This window comes from Paenibacillus sp. M2 (assembly GCF_046713495.1).
Classification (GTDB): Bacteria; Bacillota; Bacilli; order Paenibacillales; family Paenibacillaceae; genus Paenibacillus; species Paenibacillus amylolyticus_B.
Genome location: NZ_CP169648.1, coordinates 4607187 through 4630817, shown reverse-complemented (window position 1 = coordinate 4630817; position 23631 = coordinate 4607187). Strand labels below are relative to the sequence as shown.

Genomic DNA, 23631 nt, shown 5'->3' with positions numbered 1-23631 from the left:
CGTGGATTTTCATCGTGAATATTATGGGATAATCACTTCGCCAAGCCAAGACAAATATGAATATGCATTCATCAGATGGCTTGAATATTACTATCAGACCGAAGTTTACGATAGACGTGTCTGCTCTGGATACGATGAGAAAACTCAGAGTGCGATACCGCTAAGTACGGCTGAATACATAGATATAAATAGAAATGCTAAACGTCTTATGAATAAGATAGTTGCAGAGCTTAGAAACAAAGAAATAGACGAAGACACTTGGAGAGCAGCAAGAAATGAAGTCGCCAGATATTCACATGTTAAGGTTGAAGATTTGTTGACAGTGTTAAATCCTACAGTCAAATAAGGAGAGATAAAATGATCCAAGAAAGAGCAATTTATAGGATTGATAATAGCAACGCAGGTTGTAGACATGGAATTGTACATACGGTTATGAGTGAGAATGGACTCATGTGGGCTTTCGATACTTATTGGAGTAACAGCATTACTAAGGAGTTTGATAATAATGAACAATGGTATTTGGTAAATGGTATTGAGGATCGAATGAGTTTTGTAATGATGGTAGATGATGCCAAAGAAGTAACAAGGGAAGAATTTTATCTCTATGATGACACAGACAAACTTCATATTCCTAGGGGGTATCGGGGTGAAAAGTATCTGGTCAATAGAAACGCTAAAAAGAGTGTTGATTTAGTTGTCGAGTCGATTAGGAGTAAGATGATTAGCAACGATAATATGATTAAGGGATTACAAAAAGACAACGCTAAACTGCTCATGTGGAAAAAGAGTATTTTAATGAATGAAGGTGTAGCTCAACTTTACAAAAATGAAAAATATGAACTAGATGTTATGGATGCAGTTGATATGTTTTCTCGCAAAAAGGAGGACAATTAATTGAGTAATGTTCAAGTAAAGGTTAACGTGATTAACCAATTAAAGCTGCTGCGACAGAGCACTTTCAAGGACAAATTATCATTTCTTGATGAAGATGTTCAGAATGCTCAACGAGCCAAGGCTACTGAGGTTAGAGTGACGATAGACTATTACAACAATAAAGTAACAATCGAAAACAATGGTCAGACACTTTTAAATCCACAAGCTCTATTCTCAATCGCTGAGTCAGAGTGGGATGAAGATATCCAAAGATCAGAATCACCGTTTGGGATGGGGTTTTTCAGTAACATTACTGTGAGTGATAACATCGAAGTGTTTACGGGGAATAAACATATTGTCTTTAATGTTGGTGAGATGATTCAGAATAACAAAACAAACATTGCAGTAACAGAGACAGACAATACATATGAAGGTTTCAAATTGATACTGAATAACTTTGACTTTACAGAAGTATCAGCATCTCTAATTTGCGAACGAATTGAGCTACTAGGTAAATACATACACGAGTTAGATATCTATTGTGACGATAAGCTTCAACCAAAAAAGAATTTGACAGATACGGATGGCAGCGTGTTTTCTAGTGTGATTGAATCGGATAATATTCAAGGCTGGATTGCATTGAACTCAGGATTCAGCCAAGAACTAAAAGTGTTCTATAAGGGTAGATTGGTGACTAAACTTGATAGCTATTATTATGTAAAAGGCGATCTGCACATCAATGATAAGACACTTAATCTTACCTCTCCAGATCGCAAAGATATCATTAGGGATGATAAGTATTTTGAATTCTTAAAGGAAGTATCGAGGTATACCAAAGAGCTTGCCAATAACAGTTTCCTACAGGGGGAACAGAGACACATTGAAAAACATATCGATGCTATTTCATGGAATGTAGACAAGGGGAAATTGAAAAATGAGATGTCATTTCTAGTGTTCGATACTGAGAATAAAGATGATTCGAAATATCTTAATAGCATCGCTTTAGCTAAAAGAAAGAATCCAGAAATCAGAAGCGTCAATCAATATGAGGTTTTTATTAAATCAGAAGCAGCCAAACAATCTGAATCAAATCATAAAGAGATTGAATTTACTCAAGAGGTTAATAACAAAGCTCCAGAAGCAGAAGGTATTTCTACTTGGTATGGAAGTGAAGGATCATCTGGTGGACGAAGTGAACCCGAAATTGATGAGGATAGAATCGAAGAAAGAAAAGGACAACAGATCGACTTTAGCTCTGAGCCAGTATTTTGGTTATCGTTTGATCAAATTGTCGAACATGAGAAGAAATTTAAAATTGCAGAGCATTACAAATTAAAAGTGATTGTATCGAGGAACAAAATAGAAAGCGGAATATTAGAGACATTGGGCAGGGATCAAAACATTGTACATATCTCAGAACTAACTGAGAACACGTTGATTAAAGCATCTATCTCAAATACTGAGCTAAGTAAAAAAGAGAGCCGAGCCCTAATGTTAATGGACATGATTAGTCGAATGATAGGGTTTAGCAGGAATGTGTTCTCTATAGGTGACGTAATGGTGCTAAAGCAAACTCAAATTGAGGTATTAAACCATACAATTGAAAAGATCGAAGAAGAATTTGTAGCTGTGCATGACTACATTAACAACAAGGTATACATAGATAGATCAGTAATCGATGACAGTAAGCTGAGGGAAAGTAACGAAGAGAATCTAGATATAAGCGACTATAAGTTCCTCTTGCGGAACTTGAAAGAGATTGTTCGAGCAGTTAACTTAATGAATTTTGACGAAGTAGAAAGACCGAAAGATCTGTACGACTGTCTGATTGATGGTTTGTCACTGGCATAACAGTCTTAATGAAACACTTGTTTTACAACAAAAAAAGAGCAGCCACACCAATTAAGGTAATGACTGCTCTCGGTTAAACCTTCGTCTATTGTAACTATATTATATATTTAACAAAAATTATCGTCAACACAAATACATAAATAAGGGCATGTGCCAGAGTTGCATATGTAATAGGTAGAGAAAATGAATTTTAAAATGATGCTACAACAATATGATCCTAACTTTGACAATGAAGAAATGATTAAGGTTGCAAAAGAAACAGATAGTAAAGAGCTGAAAGACAAGGTAATCAACAATAATATTCGTATCGCAGTAAAGCTGGCAAACAAGTGGAAGAAAGCTGGATACACGGACGACTTAGATGATTTGGTAAGTTTAGGATTGTTCGGTTTGATTGTTGCGTTTGATACATATGATTTAACAAAGAAGATTAAGTTTGTCTCGTATGCTGGTCGAATTGTATGGATGGAGTTTGTGAAGGCAGAACGCTATAAACACATGAAGTGTCGTGGTTCATTTCAAGCAGTAAGCATTGAAACACCCATTGGAAAATCAGGTGATGGAAGCGATAAGACAATTGCCGATATTTTATCAAACGAAGAGTTTTCAAGGTTTAGCCAGATCGAAGAGGACGAATTTAATGATCAGCTTATTGGACTTATGGAAACCAAACTTAACGAAAAAGAACGTGTGGTTGCTCAAAAATACTTCTTCGATGGTATGGGTATATCTGATATTGGTAAAGAGATTAATCAAACAAGACAAACAACTCATTTTCAATATAAAAATGTTTTGAAGAAATTAACTCCAGCATTTGCATAATACATAGAATACATAGATTTAAATGAAACTTATATTTTACATAGAATTGTGAGGTTATAATTTGAAAACCTTAGAAGAAAAATTCACAGAACACAGCATACCCTATAATGATATTGACAAAGAAATGCTTGAAATAATCGATCTACTTAACTTTAGAGCAAATTTAAAAACCAAGTATTGCTGTATTGGACATAAGGAAATTGATCGACTTTATGTAATGTTTGATGAAGATGTCGATTCAAACTTCATAAATCAATTTGCCAACAATGTGCTTTCTGAAATACCTAACTCACACCATCTCGTCTTTAACTATTGGATTAGAGTAGTAGGTAGATATCATAGCTCTCAAGTTAAAAGAAATTGGATGATGGAGAGTAAAAAAGTGAGTCAAAATAAAAGGAATGAACTAGTAAAAGAAATAATTGACGTTTTGAAATTGAAATATTAAAGGGGAAATGGGAATGGGCAATCATCAACTGAAAGATTTATTTTATTCCAAGGAAATGGAGTCAATCAGACAAGCCTTTTACTATAAAGCTTATAAACAGGGTAAGTTTGATGAAGCACTAGAAAAAGGACAGGCGAAAGAAGTTTTCAATTATCAAAACGATGATTTTAGTGTTTGGAAAGATAGGGTTTGGTACTCCGACAAAGATCAATACCATATTGGAGTGGAGGGGTATATGGGATTTGAAACGATTGACGATGTTATTAGTTGTTACGAACAATTTAATAAAGCTTTTAAACAATACATAGAACAAACTGGTGATTTAAAAGAAAAGCATCTTGGATGGCATAAAATTTATAGCGTTAGAGCTGTTAATGTTTCATATGAAAATGAATGTTATTGGATCTTTCTTGACGGTTACAAGTCTGAAGAAATAAGTGACTTGTACTGGTATATGTGTGATGTGATTGATCAACTAAAAGAAGTGAATGATTCTTTGTAAAAGATACATTTAACTAGGAAAGGAAGGAAGATGCAATCAAGATGGACGAAAGTGTAATTCCCAAAGGAATGTACTGTTATGATGACAAAGGATACTGCCCATACACTCGTGAGGATGAAAGGTATAAATATGATGCACATGGATTTGGATGTGTCTCATCTACGTGGTGTGATTATTTAAAATTAAATAGTGCTCAATTAGACTTTGAAGGCAGGTATGAAAAAGATGGTGGTAAACGCTACACTGCTCATTTGATTTACGATCTGTGCAAAATATGTGGAGTCAATGAATGAAAAAGGTGAAAAAGCACTCAGGCATACTAGGACACAAGCCTTCAGCAAGAATACATAGTAATAGCGATTCGCTGTTTTGCAAGAACTGTAACACTGTACCACAATATACATCAAACAAAGAGTACTTTGCACCATGTAAATGGTATCAATTTTCAAATTGTTTAGATACATGCACATGGATCATTTGTTCAGATTGTTACACACCTCTAAAAGTAAAGGAGGATTAGTAAAATTGTCAGTATACTACACATCAGACACTCATTACTCACATAAAAATATCATCCAACATGAAAACAGGCCGTTCAATTCAATTGAAAAAATGGATGAGCACTTAATTGAGCAATGGAATAACATAGTAAACAGTAATGATACAGTTTATCATCTCGGAGACTTTGTATTTGGTGGAATCACTAAATGGGAGATGATCATCCCTAGACTAAAAGGTAAGATCCATCTTACAGTTGGTAATCACGATAATGCTAATGCAATAAAGAAAATGGCTCATTGCTTTGAAGAAGTTGAAAATATGATTGTTAGAAAAATTGATAAGCAGCATCTATTCTTATTCCATTATCCGATTGAGATCGGGTTGACACCTAATGCATACTCGATTCACGGACATATTCATAGTAGGCCATCAAGCCATGTTAATCAGATCAATGTAGGTATAGATAGCCCATTTACAAGAGACACTGTGGGATTTGGCAATTTAATTCCCGAGGAGCTGATTTTAGAAGAGCTGAAGATTAGAAAAGAACAGGTATTGGAGTTACGTTCAAAATAGGGAGCAGAGGTGCTACATTATTCAAATACATAATTACACTAAAATAATAAATATGAGATTTGAAAATGGCTTGATTGAGAAGGAGAAGTATGACAAATACATAGTAAAATTGACCGAGTGGCAGCTTAATTACGGATTAGAATATTACCAAAACGAGAATGATCCATTTTGATAGGAAGGTAAATACATATGATAAAACTAAATGATAAGGACTTGTTTAAGCTATTTGATAAGCATTTGAGAGTATTCTATCCAGCATTTAAAGATAAGACTTTAAACATGGAGTACATTTTCGATCAGAACACTGTAACGTATGACTATATATTAAGAAGACTTCACTTCAATAGTTTCATTATCTACTTTCAATTTGACGGAGACGGCCTGAGAAAGTTTACATACCATGAGGCAGTCAACATGATAAAGAAAGAATATCCAGAAGCTACAGTTAATCTAGAATTATACATAGAAAACAAATTGAATGCTGTTACCAATCCAAGCAAGTTCCATGAGATTGTTAGATTTTACTGTGATGTAGAAATTGATGATGTTGAATTAACTGGAGAACAATTATCCTCGATGATCGATCTTGCTTTGGTCACTCGAAGTGAAAAGTGTAATAACGAAGAATGGTTAACTGAATTATCCTTGAGATATCAACCTTTTTTGAAGGCAAATTCCTGATGAAACATCAATTTTACTGAGACATAAAAATAAGAATAAAAATATGTACATTATATTATTTTAGTGGTATAATCAATTTAGATTTTGAGGCTACAAATGTACACGAATGTACTCAAGTGTGCCATTCTAGGACATTTGTAGCATATCTCTAAGGAGGTTGTACCATTTTGTTTAATACATTGAACTTAGATCTGGGGTTTAAGTGGACTAAAGCAGAGAGAGGAGGGAAGTTTTATCGTCAACCAACCATAGTAGGTGAAGCGAAGGACATGTTTGAGCAGAACATAAAGTCAGACCATTTTATATATAATGATGAACTTTTTGTAGGCAATGTTGCATTGGAATACAGCGACATCAAATATTTCTCTCTTAATAATAAAAAAGCAGAAGCAGAAACAAGTGATGTTGTAATGAAGACAACCTTAGGCTATCTGGCTAAGAAAGACAGAGTGCATTTAGTTAGTGGATTACCAATAAACTTTTACTTTACACAAAAAGAACCTTTCAAAGAGAAAATTCTAGGTTTGGCAGATCAAGGGGAATATACAATTCGCAAAGGTAGAGGAAATAACATTTCAGTTCAGCCTGTCATAGAAGAATGTAAGATTGTCCCACAAGGTCTAGGAGTCACAATGGATTTTCTACTTGACGATGATGGGAAAATAACGAAAGTAAAAGCAGCTCAACAAAAAATATTAACTGTTGATTTAGGCTTCTACACTTTAAATTTATTGGGGTTCAGTAAGTCTAGCATAATGAAGGAGTCCAAAAGCGTTTTGGTTGGAGTAGAAAAAGCATACATTCTTTTGCAAGGTTACATACAAAAACTGACTGGACACACTCCAGCAATTTATGAATTAGATCCTTTTGTAATAACAGGTAAATATCAAGGGCATGATATCACACCTTTAATCCACAGAGCATTTAAATCATTAGGATCACAGATCAAAAATGAAATTGAAAGTCTAAATATAGAATTCGACATCTATTTAATTGCTGGTGGTGCAGCAAGATACGTATACGAACATCTTAATCTTCCCAATAAGATTCTAATGGATCAACTTGCGCAAGTAAGAGGTTATGGGAAGATTGGTAAGAAATCATGGAAATAGCAGCAAGAGCAAGACTTAGACCTAACAAAGATGAAGATTTAATCAGAGTTTGGAAGAGATTGCCTCCACATGAAGATAAGAGTGACATTGTTAGAAAGGCGTTGCGTCTATTATTTTTTGGAGGAGAAGAACAAGTACATTTAATTAGTTCTTATCCTTCACACTCCGATGAGTTCTCTAATAACACTGAAACTCCTCTCGATTCAAGGGAACCAGAGAGCGTGGAATCATTTGAAGAAAAACTAGATGAGCTGTTTGGTTCAATGTAGGCTTCGGCCTACTTATACATAGATATTACTTCATTAAAGGTGGTGGTTAAATTCAATTTTTCATTAATAAATAATAAATAAAATCAATATTTCATTAAAATGGAGGTGGCTTAACCAATTGTGCAACCAATGTAATTCGATGCTACTCCACAATCATATCGATAGGGGTTCGAATTTAAAGCTTCGAGATACTACCAATCGAGTAGATGAATTGATACAAACAGCCCATGATATGGGACATAAGGGTGTTGCTGTCACAGATCACGAATCAATTTCAGCTCACGTTAAAGCGATCCAAGCCACAGAAAAGTTAAAAGAAGAAGGTAAAATTGATAAAGATTTCAAACTGATTCTAGGCAATGAAATTTATTTAGTGGACAGTCTTGAGGAAGTAAGAGACAACTATAAATCCGGTGGAGTCACCAAGTTTCCTCATTTTCTTTTGTTGGCTAAAGATGAAACTGGGCATGAACAAATTCGACATATGAGCTCTGTTGCATGGAATCAGTCATACTTCACAGGCCCAATGTTAAGAACTCCAACAGTTAAGGATTTTCTGAAATCAATAGTAGATGAAGATCCCGGACATTTAATTGCCTCAAGCGCATGTTTGGGCTCCCCACACTGTATCGGTCTTCTAGAGATGAAGCATTATCTGGAGCAGGGAGAGGAAAGTAAAGCAAAAGAAGCATATAAAAGAGTATGTGAGTTTACTGACTGGTGTATTGGAGTGTTTGGAAAAAATGATTTCTACCTTGAGCTCCAGCCAGCATATAGTGAGGAGCAAATTTATTGTAATAAAGAATTATTAAAATTAGCTGAAAAATTTGATCTTAAATACATTGTTACAACTGATAGCCACTACTTACGTCCAGAAGATCGAATCGTCCATAAAGCATTCCTTAATTCAAAAGACGGAGAGCGAGAAGTTGATGCCTTTTACGAAGCCACCTTTGTACAGAACCACGAAGAAATAAATGAACGTTTGAGCTACTTGAGTCACGATATTGTTAAAAAGGCTCTAGATAACACAATGGAAATTGGCAACAAAATCAAAGAATATACCATACTTAAACCAACAGTTATTCCAAAGATTGATTTGCCTGAATTTGAACTAAGAGGGCTATTTAAATCAATTTACAACAAGTACGAATTTATAAATAAAATGGCTCATGCACCGAACCCACAAGATAAATACATAGTTAAACTTATTGAAGACGGATTTTATGAACACCTGCCATATAATACATATAGTAAAACTAAGTTACACGAAGTAGCAAACAGAATCGATACTGAGCTTGGAGAACTTTGGAGAATTTCAGAAAGTCTTAATCAATCAGTAGCAAGCTATTACATAACAGTTCGAGAAATTGTTAACGTTATTTGGGATGATGAATGTGGAAATAGTCTAGTTGGCCCTGCTCGTGGTTCCGCTGCTGGATACTTAATTTGCTTCCTTTTGGGGATTACTCAAATTAACCCTCTTGAATATGATATTGAGATGCCACATTGGAGACATTTGACCTCGGAACGACCAGAATTTCCAGATATCGATATAGATACAGAAGCAGCAAAACGTAATCAAATCTTTAAACAACTTAAAAAATACTTCGGTGAAGACAGAGTATTGCAAGTCTGCACTTTTGGTACTGAGGCATCCAAATCAGCAGTTCAGACTGCCGCTAGAGGCTTAGGAATCGACAGTGATACAGCAATGTACGTTTCAGGATTGATTCCTTTTGAACGTGGAAGTAGTTGGACTTTGAATGATTGTGTTTATGGTGATGAAGAAAAAGAAAGAAAGCCTGTTACAGAATTTATTAACGAGATAAACAAACATGAACATTGGCTTAACGTGTCAATGAAGATTGAAGGATTAGTTAATAAAAGAAGTATCCATGCGAGTGGTGTTATTGTATTCAATGAAGAATACTATAAAACTAATGCAATGATGACAGCTCCTAACGGAACTCATGTTACCCAGCTATCGCTTGAAGATTGCGAGTCTGTCTCTAACATGAAATTCGATCTGCTTACAATAGAAGGTTTAGATAAAATCAGGGTTTCATTGGATAAGCTACTTGAGAATAATTTAATGGAGTGGCAAGGAAACTTGAGATCCACCTATAACAAGTATCTGCATCCAACAAACATCGATATTGAGAGTCCTGAAGTATATGATCTAATAGGACAAGACAGCATTACTGACCTATTTCAATTTTCAACAGAGATAGGAATTCAGACCGTTAAAAGAACTAAGCCAACCAATTTAATTGAATTAGCCTCAGCCAACTCTCTTATGAGACTTATGGGAGGTGGACATGGGAGAGAAACACCAATCGATAGTTTTATCCGTTTTAAAAACAATATTGGCGAATGGTACGAGGAACTTAATGAAAATGGCTTAAATCAAGCCGAAATTGAGACAATGGAAAACCATCTACTTAAACTGAACGGTGTTGCTGATACACAGGAATCAATCATGTTACTATCAATGGACAAAAAGGTAGCAGGATTCTCAATCAAGGATGCCAACAAACTTAGAAAAGTAATTGCGAAGAAGAAAGCGGACGAAATAGAAGATATTAAAAACACCTTCTATCAAAAGGGATTGGAGTTAGGCAATCGCCAAGAAATTCTAGATTATGTTTGGAATGTTCAGATAGTAAGGCAGCTTGGATATTCGTTCTCTGTGTTGCATACACTTGCGTATTCAATTATTGCCCTACAAGAAGCTAACCTTAACATAAACTATGATCCTATCTATTGGAGAACGGCTTGCTTGACTGTAAACTCAGCTTCAATTGATGATGACAGCGATGAAGAAGAAAACCACAAAGCTCAATCAACTAACTATGGCAAAATTGCAGCAGCAATAGGTAATATGCAGAGTCGCGGTGTAATGATCGGCCTCCCAAGTATCAATAAAGCGGGGTTCGGTTTTGAACCTGATATTCAAAACAATCAAATTATTTTCGGATTAAAAGGTATCAATGGAATTGGTGATGATGTGGTTCAGAATATAATCAAAAACCGACCATACACTAATTTCGATGATTTCTTGGTTAGAATGCATGATTCATCAATTATCAAGAAGTCACAAGTATTGCAGTTAATTAAGGCTGGATGCTTCGAAGAATTTGGTAATCGAATTAACATTATGACTGAATTTATCGCTAAGTTGTATGTACCCAAAACGAAATTGAATCTACAGAATTTAAATGCAGTTATTGAAAGTAAGATCATACCAATCGAAATGAGCAATTACACAAAACTTTTCAACTTTAGAAAGTATGTTATGAAACACATTCACAAAAAAGACGGTAAAGACAAACTATATACGCTCGATAAAACTTCAACTCCATTTTACTATGAACACTTCTCAGGAGAGGGTATAGTTGATTACCACAAAAACTTCCCAGTAATAAGAGAGTCAAGCTTTAAAAAAGAATATGACAAGAAGATGGAAGGTATTAAGGAATGGCTATCCACTCAAGAGGTGTTAGAGCAATTCAACACTAAGCAGTATGAAAAAGAATGGAATACATATGCTGAAGGTACTATTAGCAAGTGGGAAATGGATTCACTATCGTTCTACTACACGGAACATGAATTGAAAGATATTGATAAAGATAGATATGGAATTGTTGATTACAGCAGTTTACCAGAAGATCCGATTGTTACTGAAATGATGCAATTTAGAAATGGAGCAAGACCTAAGTATAAGTTGTCTTTGATTGCTGGAACTGTTCTTGATAAAGATAAGAATAAAAATACAGTTACTTTACTAACAGTAGATGGGGTCGTCACTGTTAAGTATTATGATGGAGCATTTGCTCACTACAACAAACAAATATCTAAACCCAAACCAGACGGAACAAAGGAAATAGTAGAAAAAACTTGGTTTGGAAGAGGCAATAAACTTGTTTTATATGGATATAGAAGAGGCTCCCAATTCAGACCATACAGATATAAAGACTCTCCAGTAAAGCATACAACAATGCTTATTAACAAAATTGATTCAAGTGGAAATATCAAAGTGACACAGGAAAGAGTAAAAGTCTAAGGAGGAATAAAGATGGAGAACAAACTTAGCAAGTCAAAAATTGAGAAGATTATTGGACGTAAGTTGACTGAGGATGAATATACAGAGGTTGTAGGAACAGTCCTTAGTCAATTGTTGAATGAGAAAATTGAGAAAACAAATGGATAGATTTAATAGCGATTATCACCATTTACACTTTCCCAATCCACAAGAAAAGGAGGTGAAGTATTCGACCTGTTACGGTTGTAGGGAAGATATTATTGTTGGCGAAGAAGTCTTAGATGTTTATGGAACATGTGTTCATGATACATATGATTGTTTGTTCAAAGCAGTAGAAGCTAAGAGATTAATTGCGGGAGAGGAATGATTGATTGGCTACAAATCAAGGACGCATATTTGAAGAGGATTTTCAAAAATCTGCTGCACAAGGTAAAGAGAAAATATTCTTTACCAGAATCAAAGACACATTTATACCACCAGATTTGCGCAACAGAGTCAGAATAACGAGAAATGATTATGATTGCATGATGTTTGCAGAGAATCATCTTTTTACTTTAGAACTTAAATCAACAAAGTTGAAGTCCATTAGTTTTGATGAAAGTATAATCAAACAACATCAGATCGATAAACTGGCTGAAGCAAATGCATATGAAGGTGTCATATCTGGTTTCATTATGAATTTTCGTGAACCAGAGAACAAGGTGTACTTTATACATATAGAAGAATTTTTGAAGTATCAAAACATAGCTCAGAATCAAATCAAGGAACATACATATAGAAACAAAGTAAATAAAAGTAGTATTTCACTAGCCATCTGTGCAGAAATAGGGATTGAGATTAAAGGATATAAGCCACGTACAAGATGGCATTATCACTTAAAAGATTTTATAGTGGAGGCAATTAATACATATGGAAAATGCAATAACTAAAGCTAGCAGTCCTACTGAAAAAGTTATCTTTTGCGGTGATGTCTATAACTATACAGAAAATGAAGATGGCTCTAAACACTTGTTCACTGACAAGAACAGTAGAGGTTTTAAGATGAATATTAGAATCTCTGGGGATGAAAGGGATCATGAAATTGCAAATGAAGCTTTAAAGAATTTTTTCGTAAAAGGAAACTTGTAACAATAAGTCATGTCCTCTATAATTAGTAGGGACATGATTTATTCTACGTACAGGGGAGGAAATACACCAGTGAAAAGAGTTTGGGGCTTATATCGTGTATCAACTGATAGACAAGGAACAGGCGACGACATTCCTATGCAACGAAATGCAAGTAGAGAGTTTGTTAGTAGAAAATCTGACTGGGTGCTAGAAAGAGAATTGATAGAGATGGGTGTTTCAGGATTTAAAAAATCAGCTAAAGACAGAGACGCTATCGAATCATTGCGCAAAGCAGCAATCAACAAAGAGTTCGATGTGGTATTGGTGTTCATGTATGACCGCCTAGGAAGGAAACACGAGGAAACTCCATTCATTGTTGAGTGGTTTGTTAAACAAGGTATTGAAGTTTGGTCAGTTATGGAAGGTCAAAGAACTTTTGATAATCACGTTGATAGTCTTACAAACTACATAACCTTTTGGCAAGCGTCTGGTGAAAGTATTAAAACTTCTCAAAGGGTAACCGAAGCTATTTCACAGTTAAATGAAGAGGGAGGCTACACAGGAGGCTCAGCACCCTATGGATATGAAATATATGACACAGGTGTAAAACACCCAAAAAAAGACAAGAATATTAAGGATGTTCGAATCAACAAAGAAGAAGCAACCGTAGTCAAAATTGTCTTCAACTTAGCTCTTACAAAAGGATTTGGCACAATTAGAATAGCAGGATGGCTAAACGAAAACGGATATAAAACAAGAAAAGGTTCTGAATGGAAAAGCAACTATATATCTAGAATATTAGGTAATCCAATTGTAACTGGTTATAAGAGGTATGGAGTTTATTCTGAAGGTGGTTCGGCAAACTGGGATCAAATGAAACTTCAACCATATAGAGAAGAATGGGAAATTGTCACCAAGTCTGATTTTAATCAAGTACGAAAGATGTTAGATAGTAGAAACAATAGAAAGCCAAACGATGCTGAATCTAAAATTCCTACTAAGTCTCAATTATTACTAAGTGGAGTTGCAAAATGTGGATATTGCGGAGGAAATCTATCTTCTGATTACTCTTATAAAAAATACAAAAAGAATGATGGATCTGAAACGATATCTGTCGTTAAGAGATACACATGTAAACGAGGAAAGACATCAGCGGATAAAGTTAATCACGAATCTATCATGTTTGGAGCAAAGAAATATGAATCAGAAGTTGAGCGTTTGGTTAAACAGTTTATCGAAGAAGCAAAAAAGGACGATTTCATTGAAGAAATGAATAAGTTTCAAGAAGAAAATGTGAAAAAGAGAGCAATACTCTTAGAAAAAACTAAAAGGGACATGCAGACAGACTATCAAGAATTATCGGCAATCAAGGGGTTGATTGTTAAGGTAGAGCTTGGACAAAGCAGATTGAGCTTTGAGACTGTCGAATCTATGTTGGTTGATCAAGAAAATAAAATCACCGAAAAGAATCTTTTGATCACATCTCTCGAAAATGAGCTTAATGACGAAAAATTAAAGTTAAGCCAGTACGAACAAGTTCTTATCGACTTCGATAACTGGGTTGAGAAATATGAACAACAAGACATTGACTCGAAAAAAATGATGCTTTCTATTATAATAGGTGATCTATCCTTCAAAAAGGATGAGATATCCATTGATCTACTTATACCGCTCGCAAAACCAAATACAAGCACTAATTATGTGGCTAATAACCAGTCCAACTCCATCTCCAATAGGCTAGGTAATACACCACCTTCAGAGTATAACATGTCCGGTTCCAAGCGGTGCAGGTGGCCCAGGTTACACAATCAACTGTGAAATTAACCCGAACAAACATGAGCGCGGAACACTGGCTATGGCACATGCTGGCCGTAACACAGGTGGAAGCCAGTTCTACATCTGCTACCAACCGCAACCACATTTGGATGGACAACATACTGTATTTGGTAAAGTAACTAAAGGTATGGAGTTCGTGGACGCTTTAGAAGGTAAAGACAAAATGGAAACTGTTGAAGTTGTAGAAGCTTAATACCTTCACCTTAACTGGATCCAAACATGAAGTGCTTCTTTTATAGAAGCACTTTTTTTATTTTTTTACATATTTGAAATCGTTGATTAGAAAGGATGAATAAAACCTTGGATATGGTTACTCAGCTATTTTTGTTAAAACAAATTTATAGTGAGCGCACGTTGTGGGATGAAGAACTTCAGGCATCGCGGCATTTCGTTCCGGATAGTCTATCCGTAAAGGATCGAGAAGCGCTTGAGGCAGCCGGGCATGAACCGAATCGATTTGTACGTCCACAACATGATGAAACGATTGCTGAGCTGAAAAAAGTTGCAAATCAATGGACGATCAATGATGCAGCGCAGGCTTTTGTATCCTCTTTGTGGTCCGCACCCATGATCTGGCGCTCGTTGCTTACGGGCAAGCTTATTGCGAGCAGTATGCCAAGCCATGAACATACGTCATATCCATCTTCGAACACTTGCAAGATTTGCGGATTAAGTGTAGATCAAGCAACCGACACGACGCTGCAATGGTATTGGCGGATGACCAATGGAACCCCATTGGATGGTGATCCTTTTGGATATGTGTTGGCACTTCGAGAGCTGGCTGCCGCGCAGGAACTTCCAATAGCCAATGATTACGACCGCTGGACATTCCGTGCGGTGTTAACGGTGCTGCGCGAATTACCTCCCAAAACTCGTTACAGCAAGGCAGCAGTAGCCCTCAAGAAGGAACGTCTTTTGCCTACACAGAAGGAATATGCGTACCGTGATTTGCTTGAGACGTTAGCTCTGATTGGCATATTGGATACGCCGGAACATCCTGGAATGATAACGGAATTCACCTCTTACATGCAACGTGACGCACGCCCCAATGTTCGGGTTGAAGTTCAGGCCCCTCTGGCATGGTGGGACTCATCTGTCGGAATTAATGAGAACAACCTGAACAAGATATTTCATGATTTTGATCTAAATAATATATCTCTTGCGGATAAGCCTGATGAGAGTCCAGCTGTAAAGGACACGATCTTAGGGGCATTGGAGAAGAAGAGAAGTGTTCGTGGAAAAGTACCAAAGGCATCTCCTGATGCAGGTACCGGGGAGGTACAGTCTGGAGATGTGTATGCTGTTCGGGTCCGGGAAGGTGTATGGGTGACGGTGTATTGTCATGAAGTCAGAGACAAGCGTGTCATCGTTGAATATTTGGATGGAGTCTTTCCAGAGATGCCGGGAAAAGCAGATTTGCATGGGACGTTTCGACCTAGAGCGAATGGACGCTGGAAATGCTCGGCTATTGCGATCGATTCCACAAGTTGGGTCAGAAGGGTGGCAAGAGAGTTCCCGCTTCCGACTTCGCCCCTGCAAGAACCTGACCGTATTCCCTTTCATAATGCCAAAGAATTAAAGCATATGGCGAGCTGGTGTTTTCCTGATATGTAGAATGATACGATTGATATGAAATGGGCCTCCAAGCCAAAACCGTGCCTCCTTGAGAGGAAGCGGTTTTTTGTTGTTTCTTAGCTTATTAAAAGTTAGTATGTGACAAAAAGGAACAAAAAACAATTGATTTTTTGGCATTAAAGTGCTAACATCCAAGTAATAACGAAAGCAATCCTTCAGGGCAGGGTGCGATTCCCTACCGGCGGTGATGCAGGAAGTGTAAGGACACATGTCCAGCACTTCATGCAAAGTCCGTGACCTGTCTGCCCTTGGCAGATGGCTGATCTGGTGTAATTCCAGAACCGACAGTATAGTCTGGATGGGAGAAGGAGAGGTGCAGACCTAACAGGTTTGCATTCAGCAGGAGTATTGCTGCACAGTCACGATTTGTAATGTCTTGCACTGTGCAGGGAAGATCCGGTTACGCCGGACAGTTCCATACATATGCCGCACTATAAAAGCTCTTTACCTGTAATTGATGTTCATTAAGGTATGTGTCTATTTTCACTTGCCCGAAATGAGGTTTTGGGCAAAGTGTTGGCGTGCTGTATCCATTTCACTCCTGCTGGTGACATTTGTCTCTCATCATCCCCATCGAACTGATTGTTCGACGGGGATTTTTTAATAAACAAGACTTTAAACCGCGGGGTGAACGGATTTGGAAATGATCAATGATGAATTTTATATGGCACTGGCATTGGATATGGCGGAACGAGCACAGGGACAGACGGGGATCAATCCGGTCGTTGGATGTGTAGTTGTGAAAGAGGGTCGTATTGTAGGCCTGGGGAGCCATCTGAAACGTGGAACCGGGCATGCAGAGGTGCATGCACTTAACATGGCAGGCAGTGATGCAGAAGGAAGTACGGTATACGTTACACTTGAGCCTTGTAGTCATTATGGCAAGACGCCACCTTGTAGTGAACGCCTGATTCATGAAAAGGTGAAACGTGTTGTGGTATGTTGTGAAGATCCAAATCCGCAAGTATCCGGCAGGGGCATAAGCATGCTTCGTCAACAAGGCATTGAAGTTGAAGTTGGCGTACTGCGTGAGCGTGGAAGACGCATGAATGAAAAATTCATTAAATTTATTACAACAGGTCTACCTTTTGTGACACTGAAGACGGCTACTACTTTGGATGGCAAAATTGCTACTCGCAGCGGAGACAGCAAGTGGATCTCTAACGAGCCTGCTCGTGAGATTGTGCATGCCCTTCGTCATCGTCACCAGGGAATTATGGTTGGTGTCGACACAGTGATTGCCGATAATCCGGAACTTACTACCCGTTTGCAAGTCGAAGGCATTAGTCCAGTGCGCATTGTGGTGGATTCCAAGTTACGTCTTCCCGTAGGTGCCAAAATGGTTAAGGATGGTCTTGCTCCAACATGGGTGCTGACAACAGACGAAGCCAGTCCTGAAGCTGCTGAACGTTTGGAAGCCTACGGCGTCGAAATTATACGCTGTGGTCCTGGACCACGTGTGGATCTGTTAAACGGACTTAGCAAGTTGGGTGAGCGTGAGATTGGTTCGATTTTGCTTGAAGGTGGAGGCACCTTGAATGGAGCCATGCTGGAGGCACGGTTGGTCGATCGACTGCTCATGTTTATCGCTCCGAAGATTGTAGGCGGTTATGATACACCTGGAAGCTTCCGCTTCGAGGGTGTGGAACGTATGAATCAGGCGATTCAATTGAATCAGTTGGAGATCGAACAAGTTGGAGATAATATCAGCATTGGCGGTATTCCGGTGTGGCCTGAATAAATAAAACAGGGGAGGCGGCAGCATGTTTACCGGTTTGGTGGAAGAAGTCGGTCAGATCCGGCGTATTGGTCGGAAAGGCGAAGCGATGGTCCTGAATATCGGAGCTTCCGCCATCATGGACGATCTGAAGATTGGTGATAGTGTAGCAGTGAACGGCGTGTGCTTAACTGCGACAACACTCGAAGGTGGAGGTTTTACCGCCGATGTAATGCCTGAAACGTATCGCCATACCACTCTCAGTCAGCTGCAATCTGGCAGTAAAGTTAATCTGGAGCGGGCCATGCAATCCGGCGGTCGTTTTGGCGGACATATCGTTCAGGGCCATGTCGATGGTACTGGAGTGATTGGCAGTATAACACGTGATCAGAATGCGATTGTGTTTGAGATCAAGCCTGATGATCACCAGTTGTTCAAATATCTGATCCCCAAAGGATCGGTTACACTGGATGGCATTAGTTTGACCGTTGTCCATACATCGGATACCGCATTCACGGTTTCCATTATCCCGCATACCATTGGTGAAACTGTACTAAATGTGAAAAAGACAGGGGATACCATTAATATCGAATGCGATATTTTGGGCAAATATGTGGATCATCTGCTCCAGTATGGGAGAGGGCATCGGGAGACGGGTACTGGCAAGCCGCGCAGTATCAGTGAAGATTTTCTCGCCAATCACGGATTTGCATAAATAGAGAACAGAAATTAACTGGAGGTGGACCAATGTCAGAACAATCCATTCTGGACACAATAGAAGAAGCCATATATGACCTCATGCGTGGCAAACCCGTCATTGTTGTGGATGATGAAGATCGGGAGAATGAAGGCGATTTTATCGCTTTGGCTGAAAAGGCGACACCTGAAGTCATTAATTTCATGATTACTGAAGGTAGAGGTCTGGTCTGTGTTCCGATTACACAACAACGTGCGGACGAACTTAACCTGAAACCGATGGTTCAACAAAATACGGATTTCCATGGAACAGCCTTCACCGTCTCTGTGGATCACAAAGATACGACAACAGGCATCTCGGCACATGAACGCTCTATTACCGTGAAAGGTCTGATTGATCCTGAGGCGAAAGCCGGGGACTTCCGTAAGCCTGGTCACATGTTCCCGCTTATTGCAAAAGACGGCGGTGTACTTCGTCGTGCCGGGCACACAGAAGCAGCAGTAGATTTGGCTATTATGTGTGGTTCATATCCCGCTGGCGTTATCTGTGAAGTAATTAAGGAAGATGGCACAATGGCCAGACTTCCGGATCTGCAGGAGATTGCCCGCAAACATGATCTGAAGCTGATCAGTATTCAGGACATGATTCGTTACCGTAACGAAAAAGAGCAGCTGGTTCAACGTGAAGTGGCTGTGCGTATGCCAACGGACTTTGGTGAGTTTCAAGCGGTGGCTTATACAAACGCTGTGGACAATAAGGAACATGTGGCTCTGGTTAAAGGTGAGATTGATGGTTCCAAACCTGTACTTGTACGTGTACACTCTGAATGTTTGACAGGTGATGTATTCCATTCGCATCGTTGTGACTGTGGTCCGCAGTTTGATGCGGCACTCAAACAGATTCATGAGGAAGGCAACGGTGTACTGCTTTATATGAGACAGGAAGGTCGGGGTATTGGCCTGATCAACAAACTCAAAGCCTATAAGCTGCAAGAGGAAGGTATGGATACTGTTGATGCAAACCTGAGTTTGGGTTTTGCTGCTGACTTGCGTGATTACGGAATTGGCGCTCAAATACTGAAAGACCTTGGGGTTCGTCAGATCAGACTGCTAACTAACAATCCTCGTAAAATTAAAGGTCTTGAAGGATATGGACTTGAAGTCGTAGAGCGTGTTGCGATCCAGATGGAAGAGAACGAGGACAATACGGTGTATCTTCATACCAAGCAAGCCAAGTTGGGGCATATGCTCAAGTTTGATGATATCGAGCAGAACGAACAGTAAATATATTTTAGATGAACAACGTTCACCATGTAATTTATGGAAGAGATTACTTAGGGATTTCCGTTACTTACATTACATTATACCGTTAGGGAGATGACTTGAATGCCACAATTTTTCGAAGGACATTTAGTATCAGAAGGATCCAGATATGGAGTTGTCGTTGGACGTTTCAACGAATTCATTACCAGTAAATTGCTTAGCGCAGCTCTTGATGCATTCAAACGTCACGGCGTGCAGGATGATGAAGTGGATGTAGCCTGGGTTCCAGGTGCGTTCGAAATCCCTTTGATTGCGCAGAAAATGGCGGAGAGTGGCAAGTATGATGCGGTGATTACGCTGGGAACCGTCATTCGTGGATCAACTACACATTACGATTATGTATGCAACGAGATGGCTAAAGGGGTAGCAGCAATTAACCTGAAAACGGGCGTGCCTACGATCTTTGGACTGGTTACAACAGAAAATATTGAACAAGCGATTGAACGTGCCGGAACCAAGGCGGGTAACAAAGGTTGGGATGCAGCTACGGCGGCAATTGAGATGGCAAACTTGACGAAACAGCTAAAATAGTGCTTATTTAATAGTAGTGCCCTGCTTTGCGCAGACGAACACGGGAAACCGGATTCGGACGGCTTAGCAGGGTTTTGTATTTTTCTGGCGGGAGGATTCGTCTAGTGACGGTAGTTACATACAAACTGGAGACTTTTGAAGGGCCTTTGGATCTGCTGCTTCATCTGATTGATAAGGCTGAAATTCATATCCAGGATATTCCCATCAGCGATATTACCGATCAATACATGGCGTATCTGCATTCGATGCAGGAACTGGAACTGGATATTACGAGTGAGTTTCTGGTTATGGCAGCAACATTGCTGTCGATCAAGAGCAAACTTTTGCTGCCCAAACCACCGGTAATTGAGGACTTTGAGGATTATGATTTTATGGAAGAAGAAGATTATGATCCACGTGCAGAGCTGATTGCACGTCTGATAGAATATCGCAAGTACAAGGGAATTGCGCGTCATCTTCATGAACGGGAGTGGGAACGCAGCCTTATATTTTCCAAAGAGCCCGAGGATCTGCGCCCCTATATGCCCGTAGAAGCCCAATCGAACCCGGTTGAGGGTTTACACACCTCTGACCTGATTGCAGCCTTTCAGAAGGCGCTACGCAAGGCTGAGAAGCGCACAACTGTAACCCGAATCAAACGGGATGAGATTTCGGTTAAGGACCGGATACGGGATGTCATCGGCGCTTTGGAAAGTATGGGGCCGGGAGGCAGACTGTTATTCTCCAAATTGATGGATGAGCATATCTATCGCCATGAGATTGTTGTCACTTTTCTGGCGGTGCTGGAACTGATGAAGATGAAGCAGATTGTCTGTTATCAGGAACGGATGTTTGAGGATATCGTTATGGAGTGGAGAGGGGAAACAAAGAATCATGGATTTTCCGAAATTGAAATCGATTATTGAAGGCCTGCTGTTTTTGTCCGGAGAAGAAGGTCTGAGTATCAAACAAATCGCCGAGATCGTCGACCAGCGAGTGGAGCTTGTAACGGACGCGATTGAGGAGATGATTCATGAATTTTCACAGCAGGGACGAGGTGTACAGATTCTCAAGATCGCTGGTGTAGTTCAGTTGGGCACCTTGCCTGACCACGCTGTATATTTCGAGAAACTGGCATACTCTCCCGCACGCACGTCCTTATCCCAGGCGGCTCTGGAGACGCTGGCCATTGTGGCGTATCGTCAGCCGATTACACGGGTAGAGATTGAGGAAATCCGCGGTGTAAAATCGGAGCGGGCCATCCATACGCTTGTGAATAAGGATCTGATTATTGAAGTAGGACGAGCCGAGGCCATCGGACGACCAATTCTGTATGGAACGACCAAGTCATTCCTGGATTATTTCGGACTGGCTTCAATTAAAGACCTCCCGGAACCAGGCTTGTTCGAAGATTCGGAAAACCTGGAAGAAGAGACACAACTGTTATTCAACAAACTGGATTTGCAACAACTGGAACCGGAAAGTGCTGATCCGGCGGATGACCTAAGTCATATCGACAACGAAGATGATAATACGGATTCTTCACTCTAATTTGCTAGCTCATACTAACCGACACCCATCAGTGGAGTCGGTTTTTTTGTGCATTGTTTAGATAAATGGTGAATAGAACAGTTTAAAAATAAATATGTAATGGGATTTTTAGGTGAGACGTGAATTTTTTCCTATTCAGAGTGCCATACTAGACGAGAAAAGAATTGAGGGCTTGGAGGTAAGGCCTGTGTGGATTTGGCTTGGAGGAATCGGTTTGTTGTTCGCATTGCTGATTGCCGCAGTCCTCATCTCAAATGTTCATGTACATTTTACATTCAGTAAACATAAAAGTGATGATTACGCCAATATTAATGTTCGTCTTCTCTATGGAATTGTGCGGATTAACTATGAGATCCCGAGTATTGTTTTTCGCAATATGAAGGAAGGTTTTCTGGTCAAGACCGAAAAATCCATGAATCATTCGAGAGGCGAGGCCCAGGGAAGTGAGCGGGTCAACAAACGCAAAGTCAAGAAGTGGGCTAAAGATGTGAAAATTATGCTTAGGGCAACAGACGCGCTCAAGCTGTGGCTTAAGCAAACACTCACACGCGTACATATGACCCAACTGTCCTGGGCTACCCACATCGGCGTTGGTGATGCAGCATATACAGCGGTGCTGACGGGCTGGGTGTGGAGTATCAAATCCATTATTATTGGTTTTCTCACCTATCAGATCCGCTTTGATGAAACACCCGTGCTTCAGGTTATGCCGGTATGGTCCGATGAAATGGAATTTAGAACCGATCTGGATTTCAGAGCGAAAATTCGGATTACAGCCGTTCTGATCGCTGGAGTTACACTACTCACCCGTGTGCTTCAAGTCGAAGGCGGATGGCGGATGTGGTTCAAACTTCTTCAGGAACAGCGCCGCAGGCATAAGGAGAAGCAAAAGAAGAAACTTAGTGGGACAACTCTGTAAAAACCCATTATACCGAACTGTTTGGAAATATGAGGTTGGGGTGCGGTGCGTGTACTTAAAATGCTTATTTACATAAGTCCCTTCAAGTTTGGGGATGATATGGTTAGATCAAACCTAGCTTACATTGAAACTGGAGGGAATTAAAATGTCAGATCATCCAATTCAAGGCTTAATGGAAACCGCTATGGAAAATATCAAGGCCATGGTGGATGTCAATACAATTGTTGGCGATGCAGTCGAAACACCGGATGGTACCGTGATACTGCCAATCAGTAAGGTGGGATTCGGATTTGCTGCCGGTGGTAGTGATTTTCACGTCAATGGAGAAAGTAATGGCAAAGGTGGTGCTACGGGTACCTCTGCAGAACATGCGAGTTCAGCTAAAGTTGCTTCTCCATTTGGTGGCGGTAGTGGCGGCGGTGTATCCATACGTCCTATTGCGTTCCTGGTGGTAGGTAAACAGGGGGTACACATTGTGCCACTCGATAACTCCACACATCTGTTTGAGAAACTCATTGACTCTACGCCTTATGTTCTTGATCGAATTCAAGGCATGTTCCAACGTAATACAAAAACAACGAATACAACAGATGTACCAGTAACACCAGATCCATCAACCTATAGCTGAATCAGTTGGTCATGATCCCTCCCGCATCC

General features: G+C 39.3%; 25 protein-coding genes, 1 pseudogene and 1 riboswitch. All 26 genes and pseudogenes read left to right on the top strand.

Going from position 1 to position 23631, the window contains the following annotated elements:
• Position 1: 1 nt before the first annotated feature.
• Entirely contained in the window at positions 2–346 is a 345-nt protein-coding gene (locus tag ACETMN_RS21035) for a hypothetical protein (RefSeq protein WP_091017664.1), read from the top strand.
• Positions 347–357: 11 nt separating this feature from the next.
• On the top strand, positions 358–894 hold the full coding sequence (locus ACETMN_RS21030) for a hypothetical protein (RefSeq protein ID WP_091017662.1): 537 nt from the start codon (positions 358–360) through the stop codon (positions 892–894).
• The gene (locus ACETMN_RS21025; RefSeq protein ID WP_091017661.1) at positions 895–2724 is read left to right on the top strand and encodes a hypothetical protein; all 1830 of its coding nucleotides are present in this window, start codon (positions 895–897) and stop codon (positions 2722–2724) included.
• Between the two features lie 183 nt (positions 2725–2907).
• On the top strand, positions 2908–3546 hold the full coding sequence (locus tag ACETMN_RS21020) for a sigma-70 family RNA polymerase sigma factor (RefSeq protein WP_091017659.1): 639 nt from the start codon (positions 2908–2910) through the stop codon (positions 3544–3546).
• Between the two features lie 61 nt (positions 3547–3607).
• Complete coding sequence (locus tag ACETMN_RS21015; RefSeq protein WP_411735067.1) at positions 3608–3994, top strand: hypothetical protein; 387 nt, start codon at positions 3608–3610, stop codon at positions 3992–3994.
• Positions 3995–4007: 13 nt separating this feature from the next.
• On the top strand, positions 4008–4496 hold the full coding sequence (locus ACETMN_RS21010) for a hypothetical protein (RefSeq protein WP_411735066.1): 489 nt from the start codon (positions 4008–4010) through the stop codon (positions 4494–4496).
• Positions 4497–4537: 41 nt separating this feature from the next.
• On the top strand, positions 4538–4789 hold the full coding sequence (locus ACETMN_RS21005) for a hypothetical protein (protein WP_411735065.1): 252 nt from the start codon (positions 4538–4540) through the stop codon (positions 4787–4789).
• A 232-nt stretch (positions 4790–5021) separates the two neighbouring features.
• Positions 5022–5573 (top strand): hypothetical protein, encoded by a 552-nt coding sequence (locus tag ACETMN_RS21000; RefSeq protein ID WP_411735064.1) that lies wholly within the window; start codon positions 5022–5024, stop codon positions 5571–5573.
• A gap of 414 nt (positions 5574–5987) precedes the next feature.
• Positions 5988–6254 (top strand): hypothetical protein, encoded by a 267-nt coding sequence (locus ACETMN_RS20995; RefSeq protein WP_411735063.1) that lies wholly within the window; start codon positions 5988–5990, stop codon positions 6252–6254.
• Between the two features lie 167 nt (positions 6255–6421).
• Positions 6422–7366 carry a ParM/StbA family protein gene (locus ACETMN_RS20990; RefSeq protein ID WP_091017650.1) on the top strand — a complete coding sequence of 315 codons (945 nt, stop codon included), beginning with the start codon at positions 6422–6424 and terminating at the stop codon, positions 7364–7366.
• The gene (locus ACETMN_RS20985; protein ID WP_091017648.1) at positions 7357–7635 is read left to right on the top strand and encodes a hypothetical protein; all 279 of its coding nucleotides are present in this window, start codon (positions 7357–7359) and stop codon (positions 7633–7635) included. Before ACETMN_RS20990 ends, ACETMN_RS20985 begins: the two co-directional genes overlap by 10 nt.
• A gap of 139 nt (positions 7636–7774) precedes the next feature.
• Complete coding sequence (locus ACETMN_RS20980; RefSeq protein ID WP_411735062.1) at positions 7775–11701, top strand: PHP domain-containing protein; 3927 nt, start codon at positions 7775–7777, stop codon at positions 11699–11701.
• Positions 11702–11713: 12 nt separating this feature from the next.
• Positions 11714–11848, top strand: coding sequence for a hypothetical protein (locus ACETMN_RS20975; RefSeq protein ID WP_411735061.1), 135 nt, complete (start codon positions 11714–11716; stop codon positions 11846–11848).
• Positions 11849–12051: 203 nt separating this feature from the next.
• Positions 12052–12609, top strand: coding sequence for a Holliday junction resolvase RecU (locus ACETMN_RS20970; protein ID WP_411735060.1), 558 nt, complete (start codon positions 12052–12054; stop codon positions 12607–12609).
• Positions 12590–12808: a hypothetical protein gene (locus tag ACETMN_RS20965; RefSeq protein WP_411735059.1), complete on the top strand. Its 219-nt coding sequence runs from the start codon at positions 12590–12592 to the stop codon at positions 12806–12808. Before ACETMN_RS20970 ends, ACETMN_RS20965 begins: the two co-directional genes overlap by 20 nt.
• Before the next feature lie 9 nt (positions 12809–12817).
• Positions 12818–14605, top strand: a complete 1788-nt coding sequence (locus tag ACETMN_RS20960; RefSeq protein WP_411735058.1) for a recombinase family protein — start codon at positions 12818–12820, stop codon at positions 14603–14605.
• Positions 14556–14816: pseudogene (locus ACETMN_RS20955) on the top strand (peptidylprolyl isomerase); the annotation flags it as partial. The gene ACETMN_RS20960 and the pseudogene ACETMN_RS20955, both read left to right, overlap by 50 nt.
• 113 nt (positions 14817–14929) lie before the next feature.
• Complete coding sequence (locus ACETMN_RS20950; RefSeq protein ID WP_411736430.1) at positions 14930–16237, top strand: hypothetical protein; 1308 nt, start codon at positions 14930–14932, stop codon at positions 16235–16237.
• Between the two features lie 168 nt (positions 16238–16405).
• Positions 16406–16572: riboswitch (FMN riboswitch) on the top strand.
• A gap of 323 nt (positions 16573–16895) precedes the next feature.
• The gene (gene ribD / locus ACETMN_RS20945) at positions 16896–17999 is read left to right on the top strand and encodes a bifunctional diaminohydroxyphosphoribosylaminopyrimidine deaminase/5-amino-6-(5-phosphoribosylamino)uracil reductase RibD (protein WP_167483687.1); all 1104 of its coding nucleotides are present in this window, start codon (positions 16896–16898) and stop codon (positions 17997–17999) included.
• A 22-nt stretch (positions 18000–18021) separates the two neighbouring features.
• Positions 18022–18690, top strand: a complete 669-nt coding sequence (gene ribE, locus ACETMN_RS20940; RefSeq protein ID WP_091018080.1) for a riboflavin synthase — start codon at positions 18022–18024, stop codon at positions 18688–18690.
• Between the two features lie 32 nt (positions 18691–18722).
• The gene (locus ACETMN_RS20935) at positions 18723–19955 is read left to right on the top strand and encodes a bifunctional 3,4-dihydroxy-2-butanone-4-phosphate synthase/GTP cyclohydrolase II (protein ID WP_076318983.1); all 1233 of its coding nucleotides are present in this window, start codon (positions 18723–18725) and stop codon (positions 19953–19955) included.
• Positions 19956–20057: 102 nt separating this feature from the next.
• The gene (gene ribE / locus ACETMN_RS20930) at positions 20058–20525 is read left to right on the top strand and encodes a 6,7-dimethyl-8-ribityllumazine synthase (RefSeq protein ID WP_017687651.1); all 468 of its coding nucleotides are present in this window, start codon (positions 20058–20060) and stop codon (positions 20523–20525) included.
• A gap of 104 nt (positions 20526–20629) precedes the next feature.
• Positions 20630–21430, top strand: a complete 801-nt coding sequence (locus tag ACETMN_RS20925; RefSeq protein ID WP_076328266.1) for a segregation and condensation protein A — start codon at positions 20630–20632, stop codon at positions 21428–21430.
• A complete protein-coding gene (gene scpB / locus ACETMN_RS20920; RefSeq protein WP_036672307.1) occupies positions 21399–22055 on the top strand; it encodes an SMC-Scp complex subunit ScpB in 657 nt (218 codons plus the stop codon). Before ACETMN_RS20925 ends, scpB begins: the two co-directional genes overlap by 32 nt.
• 187 nt (positions 22056–22242) lie before the next feature.
• Entirely contained in the window at positions 22243–22974 is a 732-nt protein-coding gene (locus tag ACETMN_RS20915; protein WP_091018079.1) for a DUF2953 domain-containing protein, read from the top strand.
• Positions 22975–23119: 145 nt separating this feature from the next.
• Positions 23120–23602: a GerW family sporulation protein gene (ytfJ, locus tag ACETMN_RS20910; protein WP_091018077.1), complete on the top strand. Its 483-nt coding sequence runs from the start codon at positions 23120–23122 to the stop codon at positions 23600–23602.
• Positions 23603–23631 lie beyond the last annotated feature (29 nt).